At 76.1% G+C, this 24,182-nt stretch carries 22 protein-coding genes and 1 pseudogene; 12 read left to right on the top strand and 11 right to left on the bottom strand.

Going from position 1 to position 24,182, the window contains the following annotated elements; translation table 11 throughout:
- The first annotated feature begins 64 nt into the window (after window positions 1–64).
- Window positions 65–538, top strand: a complete 474-nt coding sequence (gene ybaK / locus ACI78U_RS16715; RefSeq protein ID WP_456876477.1) for a Cys-tRNA(Pro) deacylase — start codon at window positions 65–67, stop codon at window positions 536–538.
- On the opposite strand, the gene ACI78U_RS16710 is transcribed toward ybaK, so the two are convergent.
- Together ACI78U_RS16710 and ACI78U_RS16705 are read right to left on the bottom strand one after the other, a co-directional pair.
- Window positions 535–2,016, bottom strand: coding sequence for a fused MFS/spermidine synthase (locus tag ACI78U_RS16710; RefSeq protein WP_456876475.1), 1,482 nt, complete (start codon window positions 2,014–2,016; stop codon window positions 535–537). The two genes, ybaK and ACI78U_RS16710, sit on opposite strands and share 4 nt — an antisense overlap.
- A gap of 95 nt (window positions 2,017–2,111) precedes the next feature.
- A complete protein-coding gene (locus tag ACI78U_RS16705) occupies window positions 2,112–2,858 on the bottom strand; it encodes an SOS response-associated peptidase (protein ID WP_456876473.1) in 747 nt (248 codons plus the stop codon).
- Window positions 2,859–3,003: 145 nt separating this feature from the next.
- On the opposite strand from ACI78U_RS16705, the gene ACI78U_RS16700 reads away from it, so the two are divergent.
- The 4 genes from ACI78U_RS16700 (at window position 3,004) to ACI78U_RS16685 (ending at window position 7,271) form a co-directional block, all read left to right on the top strand.
- Entirely contained in the window at window positions 3,004–4,467 is a 1,464-nt protein-coding gene (locus ACI78U_RS16700; RefSeq protein ID WP_456876471.1) for an NAD-dependent succinate-semialdehyde dehydrogenase, read from the top strand.
- 40 nt (window positions 4,468–4,507) lie between these two features.
- Complete coding sequence (gene aroA / locus ACI78U_RS16695; RefSeq protein WP_456876469.1) at window positions 4,508–5,815, top strand: 3-phosphoshikimate 1-carboxyvinyltransferase; 1,308 nt, start codon at window positions 4,508–4,510, stop codon at window positions 5,813–5,815.
- Window positions 5,816–5,955: 140 nt separating this feature from the next.
- Window positions 5,956–6,828, top strand: a complete 873-nt coding sequence (gene rsgA, locus ACI78U_RS16690) for a ribosome small subunit-dependent GTPase A (RefSeq protein WP_456876468.1) — start codon at window positions 5,956–5,958, stop codon at window positions 6,826–6,828.
- Between the two features lie 11 nt (window positions 6,829–6,839).
- Entirely contained in the window at window positions 6,840–7,271 is a 432-nt protein-coding gene (locus ACI78U_RS16685; protein ID WP_456876467.1) for a VOC family protein, read from the top strand.
- Here ACI78U_RS16685 and ACI78U_RS16680 read toward each other — a convergent pair.
- From ACI78U_RS16680 to ACI78U_RS16655, 6 genes and pseudogenes are all read right to left on the bottom strand, one after another.
- Window positions 7,268–7,900 (bottom strand): hypothetical protein, encoded by a 633-nt coding sequence (locus ACI78U_RS16680; RefSeq protein WP_456876465.1) that lies wholly within the window; start codon window positions 7,898–7,900, stop codon window positions 7,268–7,270. The two genes, ACI78U_RS16685 and ACI78U_RS16680, sit on opposite strands and share 4 nt — an antisense overlap.
- 80 nt (window positions 7,901–7,980) lie before the next feature.
- Window positions 7,981–9,054: an NrfD/PsrC family molybdoenzyme membrane anchor subunit gene (gene nrfD / locus ACI78U_RS16675; protein WP_456876463.1), complete on the bottom strand. Its 1,074-nt coding sequence runs from the start codon at window positions 9,052–9,054 to the stop codon at window positions 7,981–7,983.
- Between the two features lie 5 nt (window positions 9,055–9,059).
- On the bottom strand, window positions 9,060–10,133 hold the full coding sequence (locus tag ACI78U_RS16670; protein WP_456876461.1) for a 4Fe-4S dicluster domain-containing protein: 1,074 nt from the start codon (window positions 10,131–10,133) through the stop codon (window positions 9,060–9,062).
- Window positions 10,130–13,411: pseudogene (fdh, locus tag ACI78U_RS16665) on the bottom strand (formate dehydrogenase). The gene ACI78U_RS16670 and the pseudogene fdh overlap by 4 nt, the downstream one beginning before the upstream one ends.
- 92 nt (window positions 13,412–13,503) lie before the next feature.
- Window positions 13,504–13,890 (bottom strand): MmcQ/YjbR family DNA-binding protein, encoded by a 387-nt coding sequence (locus tag ACI78U_RS16660; RefSeq protein WP_456876460.1) that lies wholly within the window; start codon window positions 13,888–13,890, stop codon window positions 13,504–13,506.
- Window positions 13,891–13,922: 32 nt separating this feature from the next.
- On the bottom strand, window positions 13,923–14,192 hold the full coding sequence (locus ACI78U_RS16655; protein WP_456876459.1) for a hypothetical protein: 270 nt from the start codon (window positions 14,190–14,192) through the stop codon (window positions 13,923–13,925).
- A 125-nt stretch (window positions 14,193–14,317) separates the two neighbouring features.
- Between ACI78U_RS16655 and ACI78U_RS16650 the strand changes: the two genes are divergently transcribed.
- The 6 genes from ACI78U_RS16650 to ACI78U_RS16625 all read left to right on the top strand — a co-directional run bounded on the left by ACI78U_RS16650 (window position 14,318) and on the right by ACI78U_RS16625 (window position 21,391).
- A complete protein-coding gene (locus tag ACI78U_RS16650) occupies window positions 14,318–15,127 on the top strand; it encodes an MBL fold metallo-hydrolase (protein WP_456876457.1) in 810 nt (269 codons plus the stop codon).
- Window positions 15,124–15,804: a DedA family protein gene (locus ACI78U_RS16645; protein ID WP_456876456.1), complete on the top strand. Its 681-nt coding sequence runs from the start codon at window positions 15,124–15,126 to the stop codon at window positions 15,802–15,804. The genes ACI78U_RS16650 and ACI78U_RS16645 overlap by 4 nt, the downstream gene beginning before the upstream one ends.
- Window positions 15,801–17,969 carry a phage holin family protein gene (locus tag ACI78U_RS16640; protein ID WP_456876454.1) on the top strand — a complete coding sequence of 723 codons (2,169 nt, stop codon included), beginning with the start codon at window positions 15,801–15,803 and terminating at the stop codon, window positions 17,967–17,969. Before ACI78U_RS16645 ends, ACI78U_RS16640 begins: the two co-directional genes overlap by 4 nt.
- An 89-nt stretch (window positions 17,970–18,058) precedes the next feature.
- Window positions 18,059–19,033 (top strand): glucosyl-3-phosphoglycerate synthase, encoded by a 975-nt coding sequence (locus ACI78U_RS16635; RefSeq protein ID WP_456876452.1) that lies wholly within the window; start codon window positions 18,059–18,061, stop codon window positions 19,031–19,033.
- A gap of 169 nt (window positions 19,034–19,202) precedes the next feature.
- Window positions 19,203–20,168 (top strand): glucosyl-3-phosphoglycerate synthase, encoded by a 966-nt coding sequence (locus ACI78U_RS16630; protein ID WP_456876451.1) that lies wholly within the window; start codon window positions 19,203–19,205, stop codon window positions 20,166–20,168.
- A complete protein-coding gene (locus ACI78U_RS16625; RefSeq protein WP_456876449.1) occupies window positions 20,165–21,391 on the top strand; it encodes a glycosyltransferase in 1,227 nt (408 codons plus the stop codon). Before ACI78U_RS16630 ends, ACI78U_RS16625 begins: the two co-directional genes overlap by 4 nt.
- On the opposite strand, the gene ACI78U_RS16620 is transcribed toward ACI78U_RS16625, so the two are convergent.
- Entirely contained in the window at window positions 21,304–22,257 is a 954-nt protein-coding gene (locus tag ACI78U_RS16620; protein WP_456876448.1) for a Gfo/Idh/MocA family protein, read from the bottom strand. The two genes, ACI78U_RS16625 and ACI78U_RS16620, sit on opposite strands and share 88 nt — an antisense overlap.
- A gap of 105 nt (window positions 22,258–22,362) precedes the next feature.
- Here ACI78U_RS16620 and ACI78U_RS16615 point away from each other — a divergent pair, with 105 nt between their 5' ends.
- Entirely contained in the window at window positions 22,363–23,070 is a 708-nt protein-coding gene (locus ACI78U_RS16615) for a TetR family transcriptional regulator (protein ID WP_456876447.1), read from the top strand.
- Window positions 23,071–23,100: 30 nt separating this feature from the next.
- Here ACI78U_RS16615 and ACI78U_RS16610 read toward each other — a convergent pair whose 3' ends face one another.
- Both ACI78U_RS16610 and ACI78U_RS16605 read right to left on the bottom strand, forming a co-directional pair.
- A complete protein-coding gene (locus ACI78U_RS16610) occupies window positions 23,101–23,697 on the bottom strand; it encodes a TetR-like C-terminal domain-containing protein (RefSeq protein WP_456876446.1) in 597 nt (198 codons plus the stop codon).
- A gap of 127 nt (window positions 23,698–23,824) precedes the next feature.
- On the bottom strand, window positions 23,825–24,182 hold a 358-nt coding region (locus ACI78U_RS16605; RefSeq protein ID WP_456876445.1), incomplete at its 5' end, for a hypothetical protein.

Raw genomic sequence — 24,182 nt, 5'->3', positions numbered from 1 at the left:
GCGGTCATTCCCCTGCCCGGAAGTCGGCGGCGCGCGCCGGGCGGGCTGGCTACGCTCCCCGGCCGTGGCGGCGACCCCCGCGGTGCGGGCCCTGGAGAAGGCCCGGGTGACGCACACCCTGCACCCCTACGACCCCGGCCACGCGAGCGACCAGGGCCACGGGGAGGCCGCGGTGGCCGCGCTCGGCGCCGATCCGCGGCGGGTGTTCAAGACGCTGGTGACCCGCGTCGACGGCACGCTCACCGTCGCCGTCGTCCCGGTGAGCGGCACCCTCGACCTCAAGGCACTGGCGGCCGCGGCCGGCGGGCGGAGGGCGGCGATGGCCGACCCCGCCGACGCCGAACGGACCACCGGCTACGTCGTCGGCGGGATCAGCCCGCTGGGCCAGCGCAGGGCACTGCCGACCGTCGTCGACGAGTCGGCGCTGGGGTTCCCCACGGTGCTGGTCAGCGCCGGCCGCCGGGGCCTGCAGGTGGAGCTGCCGCCGGCCGACCTGGTGCGGCTCACCCGCGCCCGCACCGCGCCCATCGGCCGCTAGCTGTCCGGGACGCCGTAGGGGGTGAGCAGCTGGTCGACCGGCGCGGCGTCGTCGGTGAGCACCCGCGCGTCGCCGGCGAAGGCGGCCACCTCGGCGTCGGAGGCGACCTGCCACGCCGAGTCCTGGGCGCGCAGCGCCCCGGCGAGGGCAGCCTCGTCCAGCGGCCGGTGCGAGGCGACGGCGACCAGGTTGCCGCCGTCCTCCCCCGCCAGCACCGGGGCCCGGGCCAGCAGCAGCACGTGCGGCCACACCTGCCGCATCGTGGCCAGCTCCGCGCGGACGAAGTCCAGCGGCGGGTGGTCGATGAGGTTGGCGACGTAGACGCCGTCGTCGGCGAGCGCGAGGTCGACCAGCTCCAGCGCCTCCACGGTGGTCAGCTGCCAGGGCACCGACAGCCCGCCGAAGGCGTCGCCGACGACGACGTCGCGCTCCCCGGCCGGCTCGTCGGCCAGCCCGACCCGGGCGTCACCGACCCGCACCTGCAGGTCCGCCGACGTCTCCAGGCCGAGCTGTTCCCGGTCGATCGCGACGACGCCGGGGTCGACCTCCAGCACCCGGCTGGTCGTGCCGGGCCGCACCGCGGCGAGGTAGCGCGGCACGGTCAGCCCGCCGCCGCCCAGGTGCAGCGCCGACAGCGGTTCCCCGGGCGGGGCGAGGACGTCGGTGACCGCGGCGATCGCACGGACGTACTCGAACTCCAGGTGCGCGGGGTCGGCGAGGTCGACGTAGCTGTGCCGCAGCGTGTCCAGCAGCAGCACCCGGCCGGTCTCGCGCTCGGGGTCGGCGACCACCCGCGCGCAGTGGTAGGAGGTCTCCGCCTCGCACGGCGTGGGCGCCACCGCGGCGAGCAGCGACCCGGCGACGGCGGCCAGCAGCAGCGCGGCCGGCAGCCGACCCGCCCCGCCCGGCGAGCGGCGGCGCAGCAGCAGCCACACGGCGATCCCGGCGGCGACGGTGACCAGCCCGGTGCCCACCAGGATGCCGCTGCTCGGGAACACCGCGATGAGCAGGAAGCCGGTGCCGAACGTGGCCGCGATCCCGCCGAGCGTGCCGATGCCCGACAGCTTCCCGACCACCGACCCGGTCTCGGCCAGGCTGGCCAGCTGCAGCTTGACGACCATCGGCGGCACCGCCGACAGCAGCGCGGCCGGCACCACGACCGCGACGGCGGCCAGCAGCAGCACGCTGCCGGCGTCGGCCCCGGTGAACAGCGACCCGGTGAAGCGCACCAGCGGCAGGACGGCGACGACCAGCGCACCGCCGGCCACCAGCAGCGGCGCGATGAGCTGCCGGGGGTCGCGGCGGTCGGCCGTGGCACCCCCGGCCCACGCGCCGACGGCGATCGCGGCCAGCGCGAACCCGATGATCGCGGTGTTGGTCTGCAGCGTGATGCCGACGTAGGGCGCGATGAGCCGCAGCCCGACGATCTCGAGCACCAGTACGGCACCGGAGGCGAGGAAGGTGACCCCCGCGGCCACCCACCCGGGCAGCGCGGCGCCGGCGGGGTCGGGCGGGTCGGCGGACGGATCGGCCGGATGGACGGCGGGCGCGCGCTCGCTCAGGGCAGGGCTCCTCAGAAGAGCGCCGGCTGGTCGGCCGGGGCGCTGGTGCCCTCCACCCGGGCCAGCAGCTCGGCGCCGTTGTTGCGGACGTTGTTGACGGCGGTGCCGACCGGGCGCAGCTCCAGCCCCTCCACCAGCTCCGGCGGGGTCGGCTCGGCGAGCGCCTCCACGTCGTCGCGGGCCGGGTCGAGCCAGTCGGCCCACCGCTCGCGCGGCAGCACCAGCGGCATCCGGTCGTGGATCTCGGTGAGCGCGCCGACGGCGGGCGCGGTGACGACGGTGCACGTGTAGAGCCGGTCCTCGCCCTTGCCCCAGACCTCGTAGAGCCCGGCCATGGCCAGCACCGACCCGTCGGCGGGGGTGATGAAGAAGGGCTGTTTGCCGGGCGAGTCGAGCCGCTTCTGCCACTCGTACCAGCCGTCGGCCGGCACCAGGCAGCGCCGGGAGCGGGCGGCCGAGCGGAACGCCGGCTTCTCGGTCAACGACTCGACCCGGGCGTTGAGCAGCCGGTTGCCCACCGAGACGTCCTTGGCCCAGGAGGGCACCAGGCCCCAGCGGACCGCGCGCAGCTCCCGGTGCGCCTCGCCGGTGGGGCTGCCCTCCGGGTCGCGCTCACGCTTGGTGCGGACCACGTAGACGTCCTTGGTCGGCGCGACGTTGAAGTCCGCCCGGAGCGGCTCCTGGCCCTCGGCGGGGACCGCCTCGAACTCGACCACGAGGTCCTCGGGACGGCGGCTGGCGGCGTAGCGACCACACACGGCTGGTCCTCCCGGCTGCTGTCGGGCCCGGACGGCGGGCCCGTCCCCGCCGACTCTAGGTGGGGGTGCCGACGGTGCGACCGCCCCGGGCGGCCGCGGGGAGGCCGGGTGGAGCCCGCGACGGCGAGAGACGAGGATCACGTGCGTGACCGCGACCCAGAACCCACCGCACGACCAGCCGAAGACCGCGAGCGAGTCCGCCGAGCGCCGGTACGCGACGGTCAACCCGTTCACCGGCGAGACGGAGAAGGAGTTCGACTTCACGCCCACCGAGGCCATCGACGGCATCATCGCGACGGCGCACGCCGCCTACCAGGAGTGGCGGGAGCGCCCGGTCGAGGAGCGCGCGGCCGTCGTCCGCCGGGCCGCCGAGCTCATGGACGAGCGCCGCGAGGACCTCGCGCAGCTCATCACCACCGAGATGGGCAAGCGGCACGACGAGGCCACCGGCGAGCTCCACCTCTGCTCGATGATCCTCAAGTACTACGCCGACAACGGCCCCTCGTTCCTCGAGCCCACGCCGATCCAGCCGCTCATGGGCAAGGGCGAGGCGGTCATCGAGACCCGGCCGGTCGGCGTCCTGCTCGCCATCGAGCCGTGGAACTACCCCTTCTACCAGGTGGTCCGCGTGGCCGGCCCGAACCTGGTGCTGGGCAACACCGTCATCCTCAAGCACGCCGAGATCACCCCGCAGTGCGCGGTGGCCATCGAGCAGCTGCTCACCGACGCCGGCGCCCCCGAGGGCGTCTTCACCAACACGTTCCTGCGCATCGCCGACGTCGAGCAGGTCATCGCCGACCCGCGGATCCAGGGCGTCACGCTGACCGGCAGCGAGCGGGCCGGCAGCGCCGTCGGCGCCCTGGCCGGCAAGCACCTGAAGAAGTCGGTGCTCGAGCTCGGCGGCAGCGACCCGTTCATCGTGCTCGACGCCGAGGACATGGCCGCCACCGTCAAGGCCGCGACGATGGGCCGGATGCAGAACACCGGCCAGGCCTGCACCGCCTCCAAGCGGCTGATCGTCACCGAGGAGCACTACGAGCCCTTCGTCGAGGGGCTCCGGCAGGCGTTCTCCACCTTCTCCCCCGGCGACCCGGCCGACCGGTCCACGTCGCTGGCCCCGCTGTCGAGCGAGCGGGCGGCCAAGGACCTGCACGCGCAGATCCAGGACGCCATCGACAAGGGCGCCACCGTCGTCGCCGGCGGCGGGCGGCCCGACCACGCCGGTGCGTTCGTCGAGGCGACGATCCTCACCGACGTCACCCCGGAGATGCGCGCCTACCGCGAGGAGCTGTTCGGCCCGGCGGCCGTCGTCTACAAGGTCAAGGACGCCGACGAGGCGGTCGCGCTGGCCAACGACACCGACTTCGGCCTGGGCGCCACCGTGATGAGCAGCGACCTCGACCGCGCCCGGGCGGTGGCCGACCGGCTCGAGGCGGGCATGGTGTGGATCAACCAGCCCACCGGGTCCTCCCCCGAGCTGCCCTTCGGCGGGATCAAGCGGTCCGGCTACGGCCGCGAGCTCTCCGAGCTGGCCGTGTTCGAGTTCGCCAACCGGCGGCTGGTCCGCACGGTCCCGGTGAAGAAGTCCGACCGGCCGGTCGGCGGCTGAGCGTGAGCGGCGTCGTCCGGACCGGGCAGGATGGTGCCCCGTGAGCCAGGTCTGGACGACGCCGCACCGCGGCACCCCCGTCGACGCCGTCGTCCCGCTGCCGGGCTCCAAGTCGATCACCGCGCGGGCACTGGTGCTGGCCGCGCTCGCCGACGGGCCCAGCCGGGTCGTCCGGCCGCTGCGGGCCCGCGACACCGACCTGATGGCCGCCGGGCTGCGCGCCCTCGGCGTGCGGGTCGACGAGGACGGCGGCCGCCCCGACCCGGACTGGCTGGTCACCCCGGCGCAGCTGCGCGGCCCCGCGGAGGTCGACGCCGGGCTGGCCGGCACCGTGCTGCGGTTCCTCCCGCCGGTGGCCGCGCTGGCCACCGGGCCGGTCCGGCTCGACGGCGACCCGCGGCTGCGCGAGCGTCCCAACGCCGGGCTGATCGCCGGACTGCGCGCCCTCGGGGTGCGGGTCGACGACGGCGGCCGCGGCCGGGCGCCGTTCACCGTGCACGGCACCGGGGCGGTGCGCGGCGGCGGCGTGACCGTCGACGCGGGCGAGTCCTCGCAGATCGTCTCGGGCCTGCTGCTGGCCGCGCCCCGGTTCACCGACGGGCTCGACCTCGCGCTGGCCGGCGGGGTGCCGTCGATGCCGCACGTGGAGATGACCGTCGTCGCGCTGCGCGAGCACGGCGTCGACGTCGTCGCCACCGACCGCGGGTGGCGGGTGGCCCCCGGGCCCATCGCGGCGCGCGACCGCGTGGTCGAGCCCGACCTGTCCAACGCCGCGCCGTTCCTCGCCGCCGCGCTGGTCACCGGCGGGCGGGTGACCGTGCCCGGCTGGCCGGCCGTCACCACCCAGCCCGGGGCGCAGCTGGACCGGCTGCTGGGCGCGATGGGCGCCGAGGTCGAGCGCACCCCCGAGGGGCTGCGCGTCACGGGCACCGGCCGGATCACGCCGCTGGTGGCCGACCTCGGCGACGTCGGCGAGCTGACCCCGGTGCTCGCGGCGCTGTGCGCGCTGGCCGACGGGCCCTCGCGGCTGACCGGCATCGGGCACCTGCGCGGTCACGAGACCGACCGCATCCAGGCCCTCGACGAGGTGCTCACCGCCGTCGGCGCGCGGGTCGAGCAGCTGCCCGACGGCCTCGAGATCGCGCCGGACGCGCTCCGGCCGGCGCTGGTCGACTCCTACGCCGACCACCGCATGGTGCACGCCGCCGCGGTCCTCGGCCTGGCCGTCGACGGGGTGCGGGTGTCCGGGCCCGGGGCGGTCACCAAGACGCTGCCGGACTTCCGCGAGCGCTGGGCCGGGATGCTCGGCACCGACGTGCCCGGGGCGACGGCGGGGGCGGGCTCCTGAGCCGCCGGCACGACAGCCGGTCGGACGAGGACGACGTCCGGGTCCGGCCCAACCGGCGCGGCTCCCGCCCGCGCACCCGCACCCGCCCGGCCCACACCGACGCCGTCCCCGGGCTGGTGATCGCGGTCGACCGCGGGCGGATGACCGTGCGGGTCGAGGGTCCCGGCGGCGGTCCGGTCGAGGTGACCGCGATGCGCGCCCGCGAGCTCGGCCGGCACGGCGTCGTCGTCGGTGACCGGGTGCGGCTGGTCGGCGACACCACCGGCCGGCCCGACACCCTCGCCCGCATCGTGGTCATCGAGGAGCGGACGACGTCGCTGCGGCGCACGGCCGACGACACCGACCCCACCGAGCGGGTGGTCGTGGCCAACGCCGAGCAACTGGTCGTCGTCACCTCGGTGACCGACCCCGAGCCGGCGCTGGGCTTCCTCGACCGCTGCCTGGTCGCCGCCTACGCCGGTGGCCTGGAGCCGCTGTTCTGCCTCACCAAGACCGATCTGGCCAGCCCCCAGCCGCTGCTCGACCGATACGCCGGGCTGGGCGTCGACGCGGTGCCGATGTCGCGCGAGACGCCGCTGGAGCCGCTGCTGGCGCGGATCGGCGGGCGCACCAGCGTGTTCGTGGGCCAGTCCGGCGTGGGCAAGTCCACCCTGGTCAACCGGCTGGTGCCCGACGCCGACCGGGCCACCGGCGACGTCAGCAAGGTCGGCAAGGGCCGGCACACCTCGTCGTCGGCGGTGCTGTTCGACCTGCCCGGCGGCGGCACGGTGATCGACACCCCCGGTATCCGCTCGTTCGGCCTCGCGCACGTCACCGCCGACGACGTCGTCGCCGCCTTCGACGACCTGGCGCAGGCCGCCGTCGACTGCCCGCCCGGGTGCGGGCACTCCGCCGACGACCCCGACTGCGCGCTCGACGCGTGGGCCGCGGCCGGCCCGCCGGGCCGGGCCGAGCGGCTGGCCAGCGTCCGGCGGCTGCTCGACGCCGTCGGCCAGCTCGGCCCCGGCTACTGAGGGAGGTCGCCATGGAACAGCAGGTCCACTTCGTCACCCTCGCCACCGCGGACCTCGACGCCGCCCGGCGCTTCTACGTCGAGGGGCTCGGCTGGACGCCGCTGCTCGACGTGCCGGACGAGATCGTCTTCTTCCAGGTCGCGCCCGGCACGGTGCTCGGCTTCTTCGAGACGGCGCGCTTCGCGCAGGACCTGGGCACCGGCCCGGCGCGGCCGGAAATGTCGGGCGTGACGCTGGCGCACAACGTGGCCGACCGGGCCGCCGTCGCGACGCTGTGCGACCGGATGGCGGCGGCCGGGGGCACGGTGCTCACCGCGCCCGAGGAGGGCGCCTTCGGCGGCGTGTTCCACGCCCTGGTGCGTGACCCGAACGGCGTCGTCTGGGAGGTCGCGCACAACCCCGGCTGGTCGGTCGACCCCGACGGGACGGTGCGGCTGGGCTAGACCGCACCCTGGCGCCGCGCCCGGTGGAACAGGGCGTCGGACATCGGCTCGTCGACCGCCTCGATGCGCAGGTCGTGCGTCTCGCCGGCGTAGGTGCCGTCGAGGGGCTCGGCCCAGACGCAGACGCCGGTCGCCACGTCGAGCCGGACCAGGTGCGCGGTCGGGTACTCGACGTCCTCGGGGACGCTCCCCCACTCGAGCTCGTCGACGCGGCGGCTGCGCAGCAGCGGGCAGCAGCCGCAGCGGGGCTCGTACCGCTCGGTCGGCACGACCAGCGCCTCCCACGCCGGCCGGCCGGCGTGCTCGACCTCGCGCAGGCCGCCGATCTCCAGCGGGGACCCGGCGGGCAGCCCGGTCTCCGGGTCCAGGCCGTCGCCGAGCTCCCGCGGCCGCAGCTCGGCCACCCAGCGGTAGTCCTGCCACATCGGGTCGTGGTCGGCGCCGACCTCCCGGAGGACGTGGACCCGGCCGGCGGCGTCCTCGACGCGCAGCAGGTCGGGGCGGCGCAGCCAGGCGCGCACCGGCTCGGACCAGGCCCACGCCCTGCGGCGCCGCTCGGTGAAGCGCAGCGTCGTCCAGCGCTCCGGCGAGGAGCGGGCGAGCGCGCGGAAGGCGTCGGCGTCGGGCACGCCGGCAGTGTGGACCGCGGCCGGGTACCTGTCTGCCGGGTAGTCGTGCTCTGCACACAGGTGTGTGCAGAGCACGAGGGTCAGCGGGAGACGGTGGAGGCGTGCCCGTTCTCGGCCGCCCGGGCCGCGATCCGCTCGCGCTGCGGGACCACGGTGTACTTCGGGTCCTTCGCGCTGGCCATGCCGGCCTCGAAGACGCCGAAGCGGGTGAGCAGCGACCCGGCCGCCAGCAGCAGCCCGGAGACGACCGCGCCGGGCCGTGAGCGCCCGGCGACGACGGTCAGCCCCGCCCCAGCGGCCGTGCACGCCTTGGCCGCCCGCAGCAGCGTCCCGGCCCGCCCGGTGTGGAAGGGCTCGCTGACGACGCCGTGGCCGTTCTCCACCCGGTGCACCACCGCGAGCTCGATCGCCGCCCCGGTCACCGCCATCTTCCGCGAGGGGCCGGCCTCGGCCACGGGGGTGAACACCATGGTGACGCCGCCGCCCGCGGCCATCGCCGACCCGCCGAACACGAACGGCAGCTCCCGGTGCGGTGCGTGCCACGACGGCACCGCGGTGTTGGCCAGCAGCACCCCGGTGTAGGTGGCCAGCGGCCCGCCGAAGAGCGCGGCCACCGCCCCGCCGAACCGCTTGAGCCGGGGGAACCAGCCGAGCAGCTCCACCGCGGCCGTGGCCCCGGCCGCCGCGCTGAACGGCGCCAGGATGTAGGAGCCGATCGACAGCGGCGAGGTCGGCTTGATGACCCGCAGCATGTGCAGGAACCGCTCCGGCCGCCCGAGGTCGTGGATGAGGAAGACCACCGACAGGATCGACCCGCCGCCGGCGGTCAGCCGGGAGACCCGGGTCAGCGCCGGCCGGCCGCTCAGGTCGGCGAGCGCGCCGAGGATGGCCGACGAGCCCGCGGCGCCCCCGAGGAAGAGGTACAGCGGCACGTCGGGGCTCTTCCACACCGGCGGCTTGATGATCGGCCGGCCGTAGTAGGAGGTGAACTCGGCCTCTTCCACCATCGGGACCTCGCCGCCGCGGCCCCGCCGGCCGCCCCGGCGCCCCTTCCGGCGCGGTCCGGTCCCGTTGGCCCGGACGCCGTCGCCGGCGACGTCGGTCCCGCCGGCCCGCCGCCAGCCCTCACCCGGCGTCGTGATGCCCCCGGTCACGCCGGTCACCGCCGCCGCGAGCCGAGGACGGCCGACAGCGCGACCCCGACCATCATCGCCGCGGCCGCGGCCGCCGACCGCCACATCGCGGGCAGGTCGCGGGTGGTCACGACCGGGTCCGGCGGCAGGCCGTAGACCTCGGGCTCGTCGAGGAGGAGGAAGAACGCGCCGTTGCCGCCGACGCCGTCGTCCTCGTCCCGCCCGTAGAGCCGGGCGGACTGCACGCCCTGCCGCTTGAGGGTCTCCAGCCGCGCGTCGGCGCGGGCCTGCAGCTCGTCGAGGTTGCCGAACTGGATCGACTGCGTCGGGCAGGCGGTCGCGCAGGCCGGCTGCAGCCCGTCGGTCAGCCGGTCGTAGCACATCGTGCACTTGAAGACCCGGCCGTCGCCCTTGCGCTGGTTGATCACCCCGTACGGGCAGGAGGGCACGCAGTAGCCGCAGCCGTTGCAGATGTCGCCCTGCACGACGACGGTGCCGAACTCGGTGCGGAACAGCGCACCGGTCGGGCAGACGTCGAGGCAGCCGGCGTGCGTGCAGTGCTTGCAGACGTCGGACGCCATCAGCCAGCGGACCTCGCGGTCGCCGGACTGCGAGGTCTGCGGGTCGTACTCGCTCAGGGCCTCGGCGTTGAGCACGCTGGTCTGGGCGGTGACCACGCTGTCGCCGGGCTCGGCCTCGTCGGGGGCGTCGACGATCCCGTCGCGGCGGCCGGCCGCGGCGGCCGGGGGCGGCCCGACGGTCGGCATCGGCAGGTCGACGGTGCGCACCTGCTCGATGAAGGCCACGTGCCGCCAGGTGTTGGCGCCGAGCTGGCCGGTGTTGTCGTAGGACATGCCGGACAGGCCGAGGGTGTCCCGGGTGCCGTAGGAGTCGTCCATCGGCAGCGCGTTCCACTCCTTGCACGCCACCTCGCAGGCCTTGCAGCCGATGCACACCGAGGTGTCGGTGAAGAAGCCGACCCGCGCCGGGTGGTCGGTGTCGTACCCGGCCTCCCCTTGGACGTCGGGCAGCGGCCCGAACAGCCGGTTCTGCGGGTCCCGGCCCGTGAAGGCCGGGCTCGCCGAGCTCACCGATGTCATCTGGTCCCCTCCACGGCCACGCGGCCGCCGACCGGCATCCGGCCCGAGGCGATGCCCGCCCGGCTCCGGTACTCCTCGAGGAGCTCGGTGAGCTCCGGTCCCCGTGGCCGCCGACCGGGACGGATGTCCACCGTCGAGGCCTTGCTCTCCTGGATGTGGGTGTTGGGGTCCATCACCACCGGCAGCAGGTCGTTGGCCGAGTCGCCGGTGGAGATGCCGACCTCGCCCCAGTGGTAGGGGGCGCCGATCTGGTGCACCACCTTGCCGCCGCGGGTGCGCAGCGGCCGGATCCGCTCGGTGACCAGCACCCGCGCCTCGATGGCCGCCCGCGGGCTGATGACCGTGGCCCACCCACCGTTCTCCAGGCCCCGCTCGGCGGCCAGCTCCGGCGACACCTCCACGAAGAACTCCGGCTGCAGCTCCGACAGGTAGGGCAGCGTGCGGCTCATCGCGCCGGCGGTGTGGTGCTCGGTGAGCCGGTAGGTGGTCACCGAGTACGGGAAGACGTCGCCCGTCGAGGGTGCCTCCCGGTTGTACGGCGCCTGGATGTGCTCCGTCGTCGGGTTGCCCTGCACCGGGTACAGGGCGTTGTCCACCGGGGACTCCGCCGGCTCGTAGTGCGTCGGCAGCGGCCCGTCAACGACGCCCTTCGGCGCGAACAGCCACGCCTTGCCGTCGCTCTGCATGACGAACGGGTCCTGGCCCGACAGTGCCGCCTGCGCCTTGGCCCCCGGCGGGGGCACGTAGTCCGGCGGCTTGGTGGCCTCGAAGTCGACGGCGTCGCCGGTGCTCGTCCAGCGGCCGGCCTCGGCGTCCCACCACACGTACTTCTTGCGCTCGCTCCACGGCCTGCCGTCGGGGTCGGCGGAGGCGCGGTTGTAGAGGACGCGGCGGTTGTAGGGCCAGGACCAGCCCCACTCCGAGGCCACCTGGCCCTGCTCGCGGCCAGGCCGCTTGCGCGCCGCCTGGTTGACCTCGTCGGCGTAGACGCCGGAGTAGATCCAGCAGCCCGACGTCGTCGACCCGTCGTCCTTCAGCTCCAGGTAGCCCGACAGCGCCCGGCCGTCGGGGCCCACGCCGTTGATCTCGCGCAGCACGGCGTCGGCGCTGGGGTCCTGGGTCTCCCCGTGCAGCGGGTAGTCCCAGGTCAGGTCCAGCAGCGGCCGGTCGCGCGGGTCGGTGGAGTCCTTCAGCCGCTCCCGCAGGATCCGGCCGAGGTGGTAGTAGAACCACAGGTCGCTGCGGCAGTCACCCGGCGGCTCGATCGCCTTGAACCGCCACTGCAGCATCCGCTGGGTCTGGGTGAAGGTGCCGTCCTTCTCCACGTGCGAGGCCGCGGGCATGAAGAAGACCTCGGTCGGGATCTGCTCGGTGACCAGCTCGCCGGTCTCGATCTCCGGCGCGGTCTGCCAGAAGCTCGCCGACTCGATCATCTGCAGGTCGCGGACGACCAGCCACTCGAGGTTGGCCAGCCCGAACCGCTGCATGCGGCCGTTGGCGTGCCCCACGGTGGGGTTCTCCCCGGCGAGGAAGTAGCCGGCGACCTTGCCCTCGACCATGTCGGCCACGGTCCGGTAGCTGCTGTGGTCGCCGGTGATCTTGGGGACGTGGTCGAAGCAGAAGTCGTTCTCCGGCTGCGCCGCGTCGCCCCACCAGGCCTTGAGCAGGCTGACCGTGTAGGCGCGCTTGTTGCCCCAGAAGCCGCCGGTGCCGGCCGCGTCGGCGCAGTAGTCGTCGAGCGACTGGTGCTGGACGGCGTGCGGCATCGGCAGGTAGCCGGGCAGCAGGTTGTACAGCGTCGGGATGTCGGTGGAGCCCTGGATGCTCGCGTGCCCGCGCAGCGCCAGGATCCCGCCGCCCGGGCGCCCCATGTTGCCCAGCAGCGCCTGCAGGATCGACGCCGTCCGGATGTACTGCGCGCCCACCGTGTGCTGGGTCCAGCCCACGGAGTAGACGAAGGCCGTCGTCCGCTCCCGGCCGCTGTTGGCGGTGATCCACTCGGCGACCTTCAGGAAGGCCTCCGGCTCGACGCCGCAGACCTCGGCGACCATCTCCGGCGTGTACCGGGCGAAGTGCCGCTTGAGGACCTGGAAGACGCAGCGCGGGTGCTGCAGGGTCTCGTCCCGCTTGGCCCGGCCGCGCAGCGGCGGGCCGCCGGACCCGGCGGCCTGGGCCTGGTCGGCCTCCTTGACCGACTCCTGCTGGGACAGCCGCTCCTGCTCGGCCGCGCCGGCGGGGTCGTCCTCGGCGACGCCGTCGCCGGGGGACTCCTCGTACTCGTACTGCCAGCTCGCCTGGTCGTACTGCTTCGCGTCGGGGTCCCACCCGGAGAACAGGCCGTCGAGGTCCTCGGTGTCCTGGAAGTCCTCGCGGATGATCGACGCCGCGTTGGTGTAGGCGACGACGTAGTCGCGGAAGAACAGGTCGTTGCTCAGCACGTGGTTGACCAGCGCGCCGAGGAAGACGATGTCGCTGCCGGCGCGCAGCGGCACGTGCAGGTCCGCGATCGCGCTGGTGCGGGTGAAGCGCGGGTCGACGTGGATGACCTTCGCGCCGCGGGCCTTGGCCTCGGTCACCCACTGGAAGGCGACCGGGTGGCACTCGGCCATGTTGGAACCCTCGATGACGATGCAGTCGGAGTTCACCAGGTCCTGCTGGGGGTTCGTGGCACCGCCACGACCGAACGAGGCACCCAGACCGGGCACCGTGGCGGAGTGCTATATGCGGGCCTGGTTCTCGATCTGGATCGCGCCCAGGGCGCTGTAGAGCTTCTTCATGAGGTAGTTCTCCTCGTTGTCGAGGGCTGCCCCTCCGAGGCTCGCTATCCCCATGGTGCGGTTGACCCGCCGGCCGTCGCACTCGTCCTGCCAGTACTCCCGGCGGGCGTCGAGGACGCGGTCGGCGATCATCTCCATCGCCGTGTCGAGGTCGAGGTCCTCCCACTCCGTCCCGTACGGACGGCGGTAGCGGACCTTCGTGACCCGGGTCGGGCTGGTGACCAGCGACTTGCTCGCGCTGCCCTTCGGGCACAGCCGGCCGCGGTTGACCGGCGAGTCGGGGTCGCCCTCGATCTGGACGACCTGCTCGTCCTTGACGTACACCCGCTGCGCGCAGCCCACCGAGCAGTACGGGCAGACGCTCTGGACGACGCGGTCGGCGGTGGCCGTGCGGCTCACCACGCTCTCCGTCGCCCTGCTCCGCGCGGACAGGCCGCGGCCGAGCGGATCGGGGCCGGTCAGCTGCCGGAACACCGGCCAGGCGTCGAGCCAGGTCTTCACGTCGTCGACTGTGCCACCACGCGCCGGATCCGGCGCGTTCTACGGACCGGCCGGTGCCGGACGGGATCGTCCGGCACCACTCCCGCGGCCCCTCACCCGCCGGCGAGGTGCTCGCGGGCCAGCCGGCGCGGCGCCTTGGCCAGCCACGCCTCGGTGACCAGCTCGGCGAGCTCGCCGACGTCGATGGCGTCGAGCCGGACGAGGACCGCCGCGTAGCCGTCGAAGTGCGGCGTCGTCAGGTAGACGGCGGGGTCGTCGGCGACCAGCGCCTGCTTGACGCCCTCGTCGGCGACCGCGGCGCCGAGCACCGGGCCCGCGGGTGCGGCGTCGCCGAGGTGCTCGAGGTCGGCGCGGCGCAGCGGCCGCTCCCACACGAACGTCCGGTCGCGGACCTTCCAGGCCGGCGAGCCCCACGCGGTGCCCTCGGAGGTGCCGGGCAGCGCGAGGGCCAGGCGCCGCACGTCCGCCCAGGTGGCCACGGGCGGCAGGCTAGCGGCGGGGCGACCAGGTGTCAGGGGGCGGCGGAGGTGCGCGCCGGCCGGCCCTCCCGCGGGGGCAGGGCCATCCCGCAGGCGGCCAGCCGCTCGCGGAGCCGGGCGGCCTCCTGGCGGCGCTGCTCGGCGCGGCGCCGCAGCACGGCCACCTGCCGGGGGTCGGTGGCCCGCTGGGCGCGCAGCTCCAGGACCGCGGCGGTCTCCAGGTGCAGCGCCATGCGGCGCAGCTCGCCGGACGTGTCCGCCGTCGTCGTCGGTACCCCAGGGCCGTGCCCCGATGAGGTCATGGCGATCATGGTGGAACGCATCCGTCCCGGCCGCACCCGGAACGGCGCGCCGCGATCGGGACCGTCCGGTTCCGGCGGGGTGAAAACGCTGCGGTTCCGTCGCCGCCTGGGTCGATACTGGCCCCGTGGGCGACCCGGTGCTGCACTACCTCGGTCACTCGACGGTCCGCGTGGACCTGGCCGGCAGCACGGTGCTCACCGATCCGCTGCTCACCCGCGCCGTCGGCCCGCTGCGGCGGGTGGCCGCACCGCCGCCCGGGTCGGCCTGGTCCGGGGTGGACCTCGTGCTGGTCAGCCACCTGCACGCCGACCACCTGCACCTGCCGTCGCTGCGGCTGCTCGGCGAGGGGGTCCGCGTCGTGGTGCCGCGGGGCGCCGGCGCGTGGCTGCGGTCGCGGGGCCCGCGGTGGGTCGACGAGCTGGCCCCCGGCGAGTCCCTGACCCACGACGGGCTGCGGGTCACCGCCGTCCCCGCGCGGCACAGCGGCCACCGGTGGGGCCCGCGGCTGACGCACGGGCCCGACACGCGGGCGGTCGGTCACCTCGTCGAGGGCGACGGGCAGACCGTCTACGCCCTCGGCGACACCGACCTGTTCCCGGGCATGGCGGACGTCGGCGGGCGCGGCGTCGACGTCGCGCTGGTGCCGGTGTGGGGCTGGGGCCCGACCCTCGGCCCCGGCCACCTCGATCCGCACCGGGCCGCCGAGGCGGTGGCCCGGGTACGCCCGCGGGTCGCCGTCCCCGTGCACTGGGGCACCCTGGCCGTCCCCGGCGCGACGACGCTGCCCGGGTTGTCCCGCCGCTACCGGCGGCTGCTGGTCGAGCCGCCGCGCCGGTTCGCCGCCGCGGTCGCCGCCCGTGGCCTGGACACCACGGTCGCGCTCACCGAACCGGGGCACCCGGTCGTCCTGCCCACCGCCGCGGAGACGCCGTGAGCGCCGCCGGGACGGTCGCGGCGAGCTGGACCGACGGCTCGTCCCTGGGCTACCCCGTCGTCTTCGGCGGCGTCCTGCTCGGCTCGGTCGTGCCGGTCGTCCCCACCGGGGCCGTCGTCGGCGCCGCGGCCGCGCTGGCCGTCAGCACCGGGCAGCTGGACATCGCGCTGGTGCTCCTGCTGGCCACGCTCGGCGCCTGGACCGGCGACGTCGCCACCTTCGCGGTCTGCCGCTGGGGCGGGCCGGCCGCGGTGCGGTGGGTGGCGCGCGGCCAGCACGCCGACCGCATCGAGGAGGTGCGCGGGCAGTTCCGCCGGCACGGCTGGCAGATCATCGTCGTCGGGCGGCTGCTGCCGGCCGGGCGCATCCCGGTCCTGCTCGCCGCCGGGGCGCTGATGTACCCGTGGCGGCGACTGCTGCCGGCGTCGCTGCTGGCCGCGACGCTGTGGGCGGTCGCCTACGCGCTCATCGGCGTGGCCAGCGGCGGTGTCTTCGACAACCCGCTGCTCGCCACGCTGGTGGCCACGCTGCTCGTGCTGCTGGTGGGCGCCGTGCTCAACGTCGCCCAGTCGCGCCGGCGCAGGAACACGGCCGACGGGCCCGGCGCCCCGGCCGGCGACGGTCCCGCCGGGGACGAGGCCCCCGCCTCCGCCACCCCCTGCGGCCCCGCACCGTGAGCCGCGCGGCCGCCCGCGGCCCGGGCGCCGGCGGACGTGTGCTCGGCCGCGGCCGGGCGCCGGCCCGCGTGCTGCTGACCTGGCTGCTCACCACCCTCGCCCTCGTCGCCCTCGACCGCTGGCTCGAGGGCTTCGAGATGGGCAGCTGGTGGCAGCCGCCGCTGGCCGCGCTGCTGCTCGGCGTGCTCGCCGGGGTGGTCTGGCCGCTGGTCATGCGGGTGGCGCTGCCGCTGGCGCTGTTCACCCTGGGCCTGGGCAGCTTCCTGCTGCTGGGCGCGGCGGTGCTGGCGGTCTCCTTCGCCATCCCCGGGGTCCGGGTGGCCGACCTGCGCACCGCCGTGCTCGTCGTCGTGGCGATGGCCGCGGTGACGGCGGTGGTCAACAGCGCGCTGGCGATCGACGAGGACGAGCTCTTCTTCCGCCGCGCCCGCCGCCGAGCCGCCGGGGCCGGGGCCGCCGCCCCGCTCCCGCCCGGTGTGCTGTTCCTGCAGATCGACGGCCTGGGCGTCGACACCGTCCGCCGCGCCGTCCGCGACGGGTCGATGCCCACCCTGGCCGCCTGGCTGCGCTCGGGCAGCCACGCCCTGACCGGCTGGCACACCGACTGGAGCTCGCAGACCGGCGCCGCGGTCTGCGGCATCCTGCACGGCTCCAACCACGACATCGTCGGCTTCCGGTACTACGAGAAGGACCGCGACCACGTCGTCCAGGTGTCGCACCCCGCCGACGCCGCCGAGGTGGAGCGGCAGCACTCCGACGGGCGCGGGCTGCTGGCCGGCGGCGGCGCCAGCCGCGGCAACCTGTTCAGCGGCGACGCGCCGTACGTGAGCCTGACCATGAGCTCGCTGCCGCTGGTCACCACACGGCGGGCCGGACGGCGCCGGGAGCGGGTGGGCGCGGGCTACTACGCCTACTTCGCCAACCCGGTCAACGCCGTCCGCACGCTGGGCGTCTCGCTCGTCGACGTCTACCGGGAGCTCGCCGCCGCGGCCCGGCAGCGGCGCGCCGACGTCCGCCCGCGGGTCAGCCGGGGAGGCGTCTACCCCCTGGCCCGGCCGGGCACGACGGTCATCGCCCGCGACATCGTGGTGGCGGCGATCCTGGAGGACGTGCTGGCCGGGCGGCCGGTGGTCTACGCCGACTTCCTGGGCTACGACGAGGTCGCCCACCACAGCGGCGTCGAGCGCTTCGACACCCTGGAGGTGCTGCGCAGCATCGACCAGCAGATCGGCCGGCTGGCCCGCGCCGGCCAGCTCGCGCCCCGCGACTACCACCTGGTGCTGCTGTCCGACCACGGCCAGACCCAGGGCGAGGCCTTCGCGCAGCGGTTCGGGGAGACCATCGAGGCGTTCGTCGGCCGGCACTGCGGCGGGTCCCCCGCGCCCGGGCACCGCGGGACCGAGCCGCGGGACAGCCGCCGCGCCGCCGAGGGCTGGCAGGTCGCCTCCGCGCTCGCCGAGGCGGCGTCGGGACCGGGGTTCATCGCCCGGCGGCTGCGCGACCGGGTGGAGAGCGCCGGGGCCACCGAGCACCGGCACCGGACGCCGTCGGGCCGGCCGGGGCAGGTCGCGCGGGTGGCGCCGGGCGTGGTGGTCGTCGTCTCCGGCCACACCGCGGGGATCTCCTTCCCCGACCTGCCCGGCCGGGTGCCACTGGAGGAGATCGAGCGGCACTGGCCGGACCTGCTGCCCGCGCTCGTCGACCACGCCGGCGTCGGGTTCCTGCTCGTGCACTCCACCGAGCACGGGCCGGTCGTGCTCGGCCGCGACGGCCTGCACCGGCTCGACACCGGCGTGGTGATCGGCGAGGACCCCCTGCCGCCCTACGGCGGGCACGCGCCGGCGCTGGTGACGCGGGTCTCGGGGTTCCCGCACTGCCCCGACGTGGTGGTCAACAGCCGCTACGACCCCGACACCGACGAGGCCTCGCCGTTCGAGCCGCACGTGGGCTCGCACGGGGGGCTCGGCGGCCCGCAGCAGCACGGGTTCCTCGCCCACCCGCGGCGGCTGTCGGCCCCCGGCGAGATCGTCGGCGCCGAGCACCTGCACCGCGTGCTGCGCGGCTGGCTCACCGAGCTGGGCCACCCCGAGCCCGACGGCGCCGGCGCGCCCGTCGGCCCGCTGAGCCCCACGGCGCTGCGCGAGGGCGACCGCAGCCGCACCTGAGCCACCGGCCGCCGAACGCCGGGCGACGGGTGCGTGAACACGCGCGCCCCCCGTGGCGACCGCGCCGGGCGCTCCACGACAGTGGGCCGATGCGACCCGACGCCCGTGCCTGGTTCTCCGGCCGCACCTCCACCGTCCGCTCCCTCACCGACGTCGACGCCGGTGCGCTCCTGCTGGCCAAGCGCCGCGGCGGGCACCGGGTCAGCGTGGTGCTGCCCGCACGCGACGAGGAGGCGACCGTCGGCGGGCTGGTCACCGACCTGGTCGACCGCTGGGTGCGGGCGCTGCCCCTGGTCGACGAGGTGCTCGTCGTCGACTCCGACTCCACCGACCGCACGGCGCAGGTGGCCCGCGCCGCCGGCGCCGAGGTCGTGGCCGCCGCCGACGTCCTGCCCGCCCACGGCGCCCGGCCGGGCAAGGGCGAGGCGCTGTGGAAGTCACTGGCGGCCACCAGCGGCGACCTGCTCGTCTTCCTCGACGCCGACCTGCTCGGCGACGTGTCGCACTACGTGCCCGGGCTGCTGGCCCCCCTGCTCACCGATCCGCAGGTCGGCTACGTCAAGGGCTGCTACACGCGGCCGCTGGAGCTCGACGGCCGCTCGACACCGGCCGGCGGGGGCCGTGTCACCGAACTCACCGCCCGGCCGCTGCTCAACGCGCTGTGGCCGGAGCTGGCCGGCGTGGTGCAGCCGCTGGGCGGGGAGTACGCCGGCCGCCGCGAGCTGCTCGAGCAGGTGCCCTTCGTCTCCGGCTACGGCGTGGAGGTCGGCCTGCTGGTCGACCTGCTCGGGCTGGTGGGCCTGGGCGGGCTCGCGCAGGTGGACCTGGGCGTCCGCCGGCACACCTCGCAGGACCAGGAGGCGCTGGGCCGGATGGCCGGGCAGGTCGTGTCGGCGGTGCTGTCCCGCACCGCGGCCGGGTCCGCGGGCGCCGGCGGGCTGCTCACCCAGTTCCGGAGCGAGGGCGCCGGCTTCGTGCCGGTGAGCACGCCGGTGACGGTCGACGAGCGGCCGCCGATGGTCACCGTGCCCGAGTACGGGGCCGGCCGCGCCGGGGTGGTCTGAGACCCCGGCGCGGGTCGGCCGGTGACCCGCGGCGCTCCCACCTGCGGGGACCGGCCCCGACCGGCGGACGGCGACCGGGGGTGCCCCCGGGCGGGGTCTACGGCATCCTGTCGCGACGGGGGTCCCGTGCCGGCGAGGGAACCGGCACCCGACCGTGGGGAGAACGCCCATGCGGCCTGAGGTCCACCGCTGGCTGCGCCGGCGCACGTACACCGCCGCCAGCTGGAACGCGGCCGATCTGGCCGACACCAAGCGGGAGCAGGGCACCACCGTCAGCGTCGTCCTGCCCGCGCTGGACGAGGAGCCCACCGTCGGGGCGATCGTCGGCGCCATCCGCGAGGCGCTCGTCCGGGACGCGCCGCTGGTCGACGAGGTGGTCGTCGTCGACAGCGGATCGGCCGACCGCACCGCCGCCGTCGCCGCGGCCGCCGGGGCCCGGGTCGTCGACACCACCACGGTGCTGGCCGCCCACGGCCGGGTCCCGGGCAAGGGCGAGGCGCTGTGGAAGGGACTGCACGCCACCGGCGGGGACCTGGTCGTCTTCGTCGACGCCGACCTGGTCGGCTTCGACCCGCAGTTCGTCGTCGGCCTGCTCGGCCCGCTGCTCACCGACCCGGCCATCGGGTACGTCAAGGCGCTCTACGACCGGCCGCTGTCCACCACCGAGGGCATCGTCCCCTCCGGCGGCGGGCGGGTCACCGAGCTGCTCGCCCGGCCGCTGCTCAACGCCTGGTGGCCGGAGCTCTCCGGCTTCGTCCAGCCGCTGTCCGGGGAGTACGCCGGGCGCCGGGAGCTGCTCGAGCGGGTGCCGTTCGTCTCCGGCTACGGCGTCGAGTTCGGCCTGCTGGTCGACCTCGCGGGGCTGGCCGGGGTCGACGCGCTGGCCCAGGTGGACCTCGGCACCCGCCACCACGGCCACCAGTCCGACGCGGCGCTGGGCCGCATGGCCGGGCAGATCCTGCAGACCGCGATGGCCCGCCGGCCCGGCGCCGGGAGCCCGGCCTCGGAGCTGCTGCAGTTCCTGCGCACCGCTGACGGCGTCGAGGCGGTGAGCTGGGACGTCGCGGTCACCGAGCGGCCACCGATGCGCACCGTACGAGCGGCCGCCGGCGGGCACGGGGGACGCCGGCCGTGAGGGTGCTGATGGACGCCGGCCCGTGGCTGCCGGTGCCGCCCGAGGGCTACGGCGGGCTGGAGAACGTCGTCGCCACGCTCACCACGGAGCTGCGCGCCCGCGGGCACACCGTGGTCCTCGCGGCGTCGGGCGACTCCCCGCTGCCCGTCGACGGGCTGGTCAGCGCGTTCCCCACCGGGCGGTTCGACCGGCTGGGCTCGCCCTACGCGCAGGTGGTCGGCACCGCGCACGCCCACGCGCTGGTCGTGGCCGAGGCCCTCATGAGCGCCGCCGAGCCCTTCGACGTGGTGCACACGCACCTGGAGGTGGTGGGTCCGGCGCTGCTCGGCGCGCTCGGAGCGGCCGTGCCGCCGGTGCTGCACACGCTGCACTGGGACGTGCGCCGCAACACCGACTTCTACGAGCGCTTCGACGGCCGGGGCCGGGTCTTCTTCGCCGGCGTGTCCGACAGCCAGGTGGCCCGCGGGCCCGAGCGGATGCGCCGCCAGACGCTGGGCGCGGTGCCGCTGTCGGTGCCGGTGGACGGGCCGCCGCCGCTGCCCCGCGACGAGCGGGACGACGCCGTCCTCGTCCTGGCCCGCATCTGCGAGCTCAAGGGCACCGACACCGCGCTGCGGGCCGGCGCCGCCGCCGGAGTCCCGGTGGTGCTCGCCGGGCCGGTGGGTCCCTTCCCCGACCGGGCCGCCCTCGATGCCGCGCTGGCCACGCCGGGACACCCCGGGGCGGGGCATCCCGACGTCGTGTGGTTCCGCGAGCACGTCGAGCCCCTGCTCGACGGCGACCGAGCCCGCTGGGTGGGCAGCGTGGCGGGCGTGGAGAAGGCCGGCCTGCTGCGCCGCGCGCGGGCGCTGCTGTCGCCGGTGCGCTGGGACGAGCCGGGCGCGACGGCGGTGTGCGAGGCGCTGGCCGCCGGCACGCCGGTGGTCGCCACGGCCCGCGGCTGCCTGCCCACCCTCGTCGACGACGGCCGCACCGGCTTCCTCGCCGACGACGAGGCGGGGCTGGTCGCGGCGCTGCGCCGGGTCGGCACCCTCGACCCGGAGGTCTGCGCCGCCGAGGGCCGCCGCCGCTTCGCCCCCGCGGTGATGGCCGCGGCCTACGAGCGGCTCTACGCCGAGGTGGTGCGGCGCGCCGCTCAGGCGTCGAGCCGCACCCGGGACCCGGTCCTCGCCGACTCGGCGACGGCCACGGCCAGCCGGTGGGTGCGCAGCGCCTCGGCGTAGTCGACCAGGCCCTCGGCCCGGGTACCGGAGACCAGCAGGTCCACGAACGCCCGGTCGACGGCGGTGCGGGCGTCCACCGACGGCTCGCGGTGCTCGGCGCCCTCCGCCGTCGTCACGGTCAGCGACGTCTCGGTGAGCTCCACCGCCACGCCGGCGCAGGACAGCTCGAGCCCGGCGTGGGTCTTCGCCGGCTGGGCGCACGCGGCGGTGAGCGTGCCCACGGCGCCGGAGGTGAAGCGCAGCAGCGCCGCAGTGGCGTCGTCGACGTCCCGCGACGGGTCCGACGACGGCGCGGTCACCGCCTCGACCTCGGTCACCTCGCCGGCGAGCACGCGCGCCAGGTCGAGCACGTGCGTGGCCTGCTCGACCACCTGCCCGCCCGAGCGGTCGGCCCGCCGCCACCACGCCGGTGGCGGCACCTTGTCCAGCCAGGTCACCGACACCAGCCGCGGAGGGTGCGCCGCGCAGAGCGCACGGGCCGCGGCGACGGTGTCCAGGTGCCGCCAGTGGTAGCCGGTCGCGGTCGGGACGCCGGCCGCGGCGACGGCGGCGGCCACCTCCTCGGCGACGGCGAGCCCGGCGCCCAGCGGCTTCTCCACGAACAGCGGCAGCCCGGCGCGGACCACCGCCAGCTCGAGCTCCCCGTGCGCGAAGGGCGGCACGCACAGCCACACCGCGTCCACGCCTGCCCGCAGCAGCTCGTCGACGCCGAGGGCGGGGACGTCCAGCTCCGCGGCGAGCGCGGCCCCTGCGGACGGGACCGCATCGGCCACCCCCACCAGCTCCACGCCGTCGAGTCCCGCCAGCGTGCGCCCGTGCCGCGCCCCCACTCCACCGGCCCCGACCAGGCCCGCCCTCAGCGTCATGCCGCGGAACTGCCCCGGCCCGGGCCCGGGGAACCACGGCCGACTCCGGCTGATCTCGTTCCGCATCCCGGACCCGCCCGACAGCCCGTTGTTAGCCTGCCGACCGTGAGTGAGCAGTCCCGCCGAGCGCAGAAGAAGGCACGGACGCACGCCCACGTGCGCGAGAACGCCCAGCGCCTGTTCCACGAGCGCGGCTTCGACGCGGTCACCATCGCCGACGTCGCCGCCGTCGCCGGCGTGGCCGTGCAGACCGTGTTCAACCACTTCGCGACCAAGGAGGAGCTCTTCTGGTCGGGCCGGTCGCCGTGGGTCCCCGGCCCCGCGCACGCCGTGCGGGACCGGGCGCCCGGCGTCCCGGCACTGACCGCGCTGCGCGAGCACCTCACCGACGCGATGGGCCGCTTCGTCGAGCGCCTGGGCACGCCCGAGGGGCGGTGCACCGTCGGTGCGCTGGACCGGTCGTCGGCGCTGCAGGCGGCCGAGCGGGAGCTGCACCACGAGGCCGAGCGGCTGCTGTGTGCCGCGCTGGAGGAGGCGTGGACCGGCCCGGACGCCGAGCGGCCCGCGCCCGCCGACCCGCGGCTGACCGCCGCGCTGGTGGCCGCCACCTGGCTCGCGACGACGCGGACGCTGGTCACGGCGGTGCGCGAGCGGCTGCCCGCCCCCGAGGACGTCCCGGCGCTGGCCGCGCGGACCCGTGCGCTCACCGACCGTCTGCTCGCCCGCCTGCAGGACGACGCCGGTGCCGACCTCGGCGTCGGGACCGGTGCCCTCCGGGACGACGGGGACCCCGGCGTCCTGCGCGCCGTCTGAGGGCGCGGCGCCGGGGTCGCGGGCCGCGGATCAGCGGGCGACGGGCTCCACGGCCGGCGCCACGATCGGCATCAGCACCTCGTCGACCACCTGCTCGACGTGCTCGGCCACCATGGCGCCGTCGCCGGCGACGGTGAGTCGCTGCCACCAGAAGGCCTCGAGCACCGAGCGCAGCAGGGCCAGCCGCTCGTCGGGCACCTCGTCACCTCGCTCCGCCCAGCGCGCGCCCATGACCTCGACCGCCGCGGTGAGCGGGTGGACGAGGGCGGCGTCGAGGCCGGCCCGCAGGTCCTCGTCGTGCCGGGCGGCGCCGACGAGGCTGGCCACGGCCCGCTCCTCGCGGGACAGCGGGCGGCGCCAGGAGGCGACCAGCGCGACCAGGTCGGCGCGGGGCGAGCCCTCGTCGTCGGGCGGGGTGACCAGGCGGAAGCGGCTGACCGCCGACCGGGCCAGCGCGGACATCGAGGGCCAGCGCCGGTAGATGCCGGCCTTGCCCGCGCGTGCCCGGGCCGCGACCCGGTCGCTGTTGAGCCGGCCCCAGCCCTCCTCGGCGAGGATGTCGACGGCGACCGCGACCAGCTGCTCGGACAGCTCAGCGCTCAGCGGGCGCCCGGGCGTGCCGCTCACGAGCGGATCCGTTCGCACGTCATCAGGTTGTGCACAGCCTCATACTGACGAATGGATGGAGTGACCACAACGACCGAATTCCGGCGACCGCGGCGGTGACGGTCGAACACGCAGGTCACGGCCCGGTTCAGGCCCCGGCGGCGCTCTCGACGTGGACCTGCAGCGTCGCGCCGTCCTCGCTCATCCAGCCGCGCTCCCGGGCCTGCTCGACCATCCGGTCCCAGCGCTGCGCCCAGTCCGCGGCGTCGGCCTGCGACTCGGCGGCGGCGCGGAGCGCCGTGGCGTCGAGGGAGCCGGTCTCGGCGTCCTCCAGCCGGCCGAGGCCCGCGTCCCGCAGCGCCTGGTCGGCCTCCTCGTCGGTGACCTGGCCCAGTGCCAGGTGCAGCCGGCCGAGGGGGGGGGGGGGGGGGGGGGGGGGGGCCGGCCCGGCGGCGCGCCCGGGGCCCCCCCCCCCGCCCACCACGCCGCGCCGACAAGGTACGGAG

The organism is Geodermatophilus sp. SYSU D00710, from assembly GCF_054050195.1.
Note: the sequence above shows the minus strand (reverse complement) of the source record. Positions and strands in the feature narration are given on the sequence as shown.

Coding starts and splice junctions, on each gene's coding strand:
- ACI78U_RS16655 (WP_456876459.1), bottom strand. CDS start 14,192: ATGACCTCATCGGGGCACGGCCCTGGGGTACCGACGACGACGGCGGAC.
- rsgA (WP_456876468.1), top strand. CDS start 5,956: ATGACCGTGCGGGTCGAGGGTCCCGGCGGCGGTCCGGTCGAGGTGACC.
- ACI78U_RS16635 (WP_456876452.1), top strand. CDS start 18,059: ATGCGACCCGACGCCCGTGCCTGGTTCTCCGGCCGCACCTCCACCGTC.
- ACI78U_RS16670 (WP_456876461.1), bottom strand. CDS start 10,133: ATGACATCGGTGAGCTCGGCGAGCCCGGCCTTCACGGGCCGGGACCCG.
- ACI78U_RS16620 (WP_456876448.1), bottom strand. CDS start 22,257: ATGACGCTGAGGGCGGGCCTGGTCGGGGCCGGTGGAGTGGGGGCGCGG.
- ACI78U_RS16630 (WP_456876451.1), top strand. CDS start 19,203: ATGCGGCCTGAGGTCCACCGCTGGCTGCGCCGGCGCACGTACACCGCC.
- ACI78U_RS16685 (WP_456876467.1), top strand. CDS start 6,840: ATGGAACAGCAGGTCCACTTCGTCACCCTCGCCACCGCGGACCTCGAC.